This window comes from uncultured Chitinophaga sp. (genome assembly GCF_937874145.1).
GTDB lineage: Bacteria > Bacteroidota > Bacteroidia > Chitinophagales > Chitinophagaceae > Chitinophaga.
On sequence record NZ_CALNBI010000313.1, the window covers coordinates 1 to 4,886 of the forward strand.

Annotated in this window: 4 protein-coding genes; all 4 read right to left on the bottom strand. The window is 59.0% G+C overall.

Translation table 11 applies throughout. The features are described from left to right. A partial coding sequence (locus Q0510_RS15205) for an MFS transporter (protein WP_298713504.1) occupies positions 1–1,041 on the bottom strand: 1,041 nt, incomplete at its 3' end. A 44-nt stretch (positions 1,042–1,085) separates the two neighbouring features. Beyond that, positions 1,086–2,114, bottom strand: coding sequence for a kelch repeat-containing protein (locus Q0510_RS15210; protein WP_298713507.1), 1,029 nt, complete (start codon positions 2,112–2,114; stop codon positions 1,086–1,088). A gap of 69 nt (positions 2,115–2,183) precedes the next feature. Next, entirely contained in the window at positions 2,184–3,695 is a 1,512-nt protein-coding gene (locus tag Q0510_RS15215) for a PKD domain-containing protein (RefSeq protein WP_298713510.1), read from the bottom strand. Between the two features lie 3 nt (positions 3,696–3,698). Next, positions 3,699–4,661, bottom strand: a complete 963-nt coding sequence (locus Q0510_RS15220; RefSeq protein ID WP_298713512.1) for a dihydrodipicolinate synthase family protein — start codon at positions 4,659–4,661, stop codon at positions 3,699–3,701. Positions 4,662–4,886 lie beyond the last annotated feature (225 nt).

Genomic DNA, 4,886 nt, shown 5'->3' on the forward strand with positions numbered 1-4,886 from the left:
TGCGCGGTTGCGGGGCGATACGAACTGGCAGAGAATGGGCATGTTGTTGGCGTCGAACATCCCGAAGCCTGCACCGAAGAAGAATGCCGCGGCCACGAGGAAGGCCACCGAGCCCCCCAGCCCCAGGAACAACAAAGCCGGAATGGTGAGCGACAAGCCGATGGCGCTGGTGTACACCCGCCCGCGGACGTTGTGCTGCACCCAGCGGTCCGACAGCAAGCCTCCCGCCACGACGCCGATCAGCGACGAAGCCGCGATCGTGATCGTAGCCAGCGGACCGGCCTCGCTCATGGGAACGTCGAGGCTGCCGGCGAACAAGGTAGGCAGCCAGTTTTTGATGGCCCAGCCGGGAATGCTGGGGATGGAGAAGTAAAGGAAGATCACCCAGAACGGCAGCAGCTTCAGCAATCCGCGGAGGCCACCGAACAAGGGTTTCCGCATTTGCGACAACGGTTCCGCCGGATATTCGGGCCGCTTTTCGTGCAGCAGCAGCATCAGCACCGCCGCATATACGATCCCGGCCAGCCCGAACCAATGGAACGTAGCCTGCCAGGAAGCTGCCGCGGCGATAGTGGCGCCAAAGCCGCCAAGGGCCTGGCCCATGTACAGCCCTGTCATATGAATCCCCACGGCCAGGGAGCGCGTGGAGCCGGTATGGTAATCCGCGATGAGGGATAATGCCGCCGGAATGTAGAGCGCTTCGCTCACGCCCATGATGGCGCGGAGCGTATATAACTGCCAGAAACCATCGGCATAGCCCATGAGCAAGGTCACGGCGGACCAGACGAACAAACTGCCGGTAATGAGCCATTTACGGTTGAAACGGTCGGCCGCAAGCCCCGACAGTGGCGACATGAGCCCGTATATCCACAGGAACACCGCCATGAGACGCCCGAAGTTGGTGGCGCTTTCCAGTTCATGAATATCGGCCTGAATGGCCGGCCGCATGGTAGACAGCATCTGCCGGTCGAGGTAATTGAGCAGCGCCACTATCCAAAGGAGCGCCACCACGAGCCATGGGTAATATCTTGCGTTTTTCATCGTTCCGTTTCTTCCGTGGTAAGTTTAAATCTAGTCAAATAAAATCACTCCGCCGTGCGCACGCGTGGCGTCCGCGTGCCGGGGCGCGCTTCGCCGCCGGGCAATACGTACATTCCGTTCCACTTTACGAGCGGCGTGGTCACGGGCGCCCAAAGGCTCGCGTTCGGATTAGCGGCGGCATCCGCGCGTTTCTCCGTGGGAATGTGGCCACCCACCGCCCAGCTGTCCTGACCCGGGTCGTAGGTATAAATCGTATCCGGGAACCCTGGATGGTTTTCGCGCAACGTGGCGGCTACGGCGGCATCCGCGCCGGAATCGCCGCCGAAGATGCTAAGATTTCCGTTGGCATCCGTTGCCGCGGGCGTGGGCGCCGCTACAACGGGCGCTGGCAGGGAAGCGCAGGCGCGCCAGCCGCTGCCGGGATCGTACCGGTAAGCGTCGCGGAGGTATCCGCGGGCGCCGTTCTCGAAAGCTGCACCGCTGAAAAGGAAGAACGACGCCCCGGAGGCGCCGGCTACGCCCAGCATCCGCGCGGGCCCGGGCCAGGATGGGAGTTGCTGCCAGGAAAGGCTGTCGGCCGACAGGTCGAGCATGTAAAAATCAGCCGCAGCATTCTTGCTGTCGGGCGCATGCAATCCCCCGGCCACATACACCTTATCGCCCGCCATCGCGCCGCAGGTATTGGCCAGCGGCACGGGCAACGAGGGAAACGGTATTGTTTCGAGCCGGCCGTTTTGCCATTTCAGGAGGAATACGTCCGCATAATGCGCTTCCGCATTGCTGCCGCCGATGCAAAGCAGCCCTTCTTCCGTACTCACGGAAACGCCGTAACCCAGGGGGCGCGGGAGCTTCCCGGCTTCCTTCCAGCTACTGTCTTTACTTTCCAGCACAAACACTTTATCGTACCAGGTTTTCACGCCGCCGTTCCAGGGCGTGCCGCCATCGGGGAAATTGCTCCCGCCCGCCACCAGCAACGCACCGTTCGATACACCTGCGAAAGACCCGGCAAAGCCCGTGGCGTCAGGGATGGGCGGCAGCGTATCCCAACGATACGCCGCCTGCCCTGTTTTCATATCACGTAAACAACTTGTTGTCATACCACACATCCATAACAGGAATATTAAACAATAATTTTTCATACGCTACAGTTGATGCAACGCCTGCACTTCCGCTTCCGTGAGGGCTTTGCGGTAAATGATCACGTCGTCGATCTGACCGTTAAAATACGAGGAATTCGCCGTCGCCCCTTCCTGGAAGCCGATTTTGAAATCCTGCCCGTTCGAAACGTTGCGCAGCGCAGGCGCGGTGGACATGCCCACGCGGATACCGTCGATGTACACCAGGGTAGTGAGCCCGTCGCGCACCGCCACCACATGATGCCAGGCGCCGTCATTCACGTTGCCCGTTCCGCCGAGGTTCATAATGGTGGAACCTGCGCCGTCTTCAATGCAGAAGCGCATCTGCCGGTCGCTGGTATTATCGTTAAGGCGCAACCAGGTCTGGTTATCCTTGCTCCCTGCCCGACCGGATTCCTGCCAGAGCATCATGCGCGAGGTGGAACTCGTCTTCACCCAAACAGATACCGTATAATTGCCAGTTCCGAAGTTCATCGATGCATGGTCGGCGAGCAGGATGCCGGAAGCGCCGTTGAATGTAGCGGTCTGCCCCGTATTGCCCAAACGGTCCGTTTGCCCGAACGTAACGCCTCCGCCTACCGCGGATGTTGCGATCGCATTGGGCCCGGCATCCACCGCGGTATAGTTGAAGGGAACGAATGCCGAAAGGTCGCCCGCGGGAACCACCAGCAGAAATTTATCTACGGATTTCGTATTCGTATTGAAAGGATTGCGCACGGTCAGCGTTACTTTATAACGCCCCGGCTGCGAGAACGTGAATTCAGGCTCCTGTTCGTCCGAAGTGAACGTTTCCGCGCCTTCCACTTTCCATTCCCATGCCGAAGGCAAGCCGATAGACGCATCTTTCAACCGGATCTTGCCGCCGGCATACGTAGCGGGCTGATCGCTCGTAAAATCGGCGCTGATGGAAGAAGGATCGAGTATCCGGATGAAATTCTCCTTCACCACCTCGTCGGTAAACTGCGGATTAGAAGCCTTGAGGGTTACGCGGTAGAACCCGGTATCGGTAAACCGCATGACGGGATGCTGCACCGTGGAACGCAATGTTGCGCCGCCAGCCACCGGCGTAAACTCCCAGGCCCAGGTCTCCGGACGGCCGGCGCTGGTATCCCTGAACTGCACGTCTTCCTGCTGGAAATACACCGCCGCGGCCGACTTGAAATCGGCGCGCACGCGGTTGTAATCCACTTTGATATACGCTTTTTTGGTAAGCACTTTTTCCATATCCTTATTCCTGACCTCCAGCGTTACTTCGTAAGTACCGGGCTGGTCGTAGATCACTTTCGGGGCCGACAGCGTGGAGGCTTCCGGCGTACCGCCTTCGAACGTCCAGCTCCAGTGCGTCACGTATCCGTCGGAATAATCCTTGAACACGATGCTGTCGCCCGCGCTGATCTCCTGTTTGTCGGATTCGAAGATCACTTCACGGATAACGCCGTCTGCCGGCGCGTCGTCTTTCTTACAGGCGGCGAACAGCAGCGCCGCGAGGCAAAAAAACAGGTAACGGGAATTTTTCATTTGTTAGCTTTTGTGAGGGGAATGATGGCCGGACGCAACGCTCCCCTGCAGGGAAGCTCCTGCAGCACGCAGCGTTTCCGCGAACCGGATTTCTTCGAGATAAAGGCGGATGTCTTCCGCCTGCTGCGGGCTCAGCTGTGCCAGCGGCAGCCGGCACGGCCCGAGGTCGGTACCCAGGATTTTCAGGATGGCCTTCTGCGTAGGGATCGGCGAATAACGCCCCAGGCAGCGGATCATGCGCACCGCTTCATATTGCCATTGCTGCGCCGCCTGTATATCGCCCGCTTCGAACGATTCGATCACCTTGCGGTACAGCGGTGCGGCGAATGTGTAGGTACTGCCGATAGCGCCCTTCGCGCCCACGGCCAACGCGGGCAGCAGCAGCTCGTCGTACCCGAAAAGGATATCGAATTTGCCGTTGCCGTATTGTACGCAGGACTGGTACTCATGCAGGGTAGACGCCGTGTATTTGATGCCCGCCAGGTTGGGGATCGCTTTTTCCGCCAGTTGGAGGAATTCCAGCAGATCCATGGCCACGCCTGTAATCGCGGGTATATGGTAATAATAGAAAGGCATCTCAGGCGCGGCGGATGCGATCTGCGCCATGCAGTCGGTCAGGTTTTGAGCCGACGATGGCTTGAAGTAAAACGCTGCCACGGCGGAGATAGCATCCGCGCCGATGCGCTGCGCGTGCTCCGCCAGCTTGCGCGCCTCCGCGATGGCCGGGTGGCCCACATGCACCAGCACCAGGCAACGTTTGTTAACGGCTTTCACATACGCCTCCGCGATCTGCATCCGCTCTTCGATGGTGAGGTTGGGCCCCTCGCCATTGGTGCCGCAGATGAACACGCCCTTGACGCCGTCGGCGATCAGCTGGTCTACCAGCGAAGGGATGCGCGTCAGGTCGGGAGATCCGTCTGCGTGAAAAGAGCTGAATGTGGCGGCGATCAATCCTTGAATTCTCATGATGTGGTGTGTCGGTTTTAACGGGTTATCCAATTGGTATAAAATTTTTTGAGTACGAGGCTGTAATTCCAGCCTGTGTTGTCTTTCGTATTGGTTTCGTAAAGGCAGTAAATGATATTGCCCGGGCCTGCCGCCAGGTCGCTGTACCCGGAAGCCCCTGGGTTCAGTACTTTCGAAACCGTCCAGGTCTAGATCGGAAGAGCACACGTCTGAACTCCAGTCACC

Bases quoted from the DNA above. Each gene is read 5' to 3' on its own strand.
- Q0510_RS15210 (WP_298713507.1), bottom strand. From the start codon at position 2,114: ATGAAAACAGGGCAGGCGGCGTATCGTTGGGATACGCTGCCGCCCATC.
- Q0510_RS15215 (WP_298713510.1), bottom strand. From the start codon at position 3,695: ATGAAAAATTCCCGTTACCTGTTTTTTTGCCTCGCGGCGCTGCTGTTC.
- Q0510_RS15220 (WP_298713512.1), bottom strand. From the start codon at position 4,661: ATGAGAATTCAAGGATTGATCGCCGCCACATTCAGCTCTTTTCACGCA.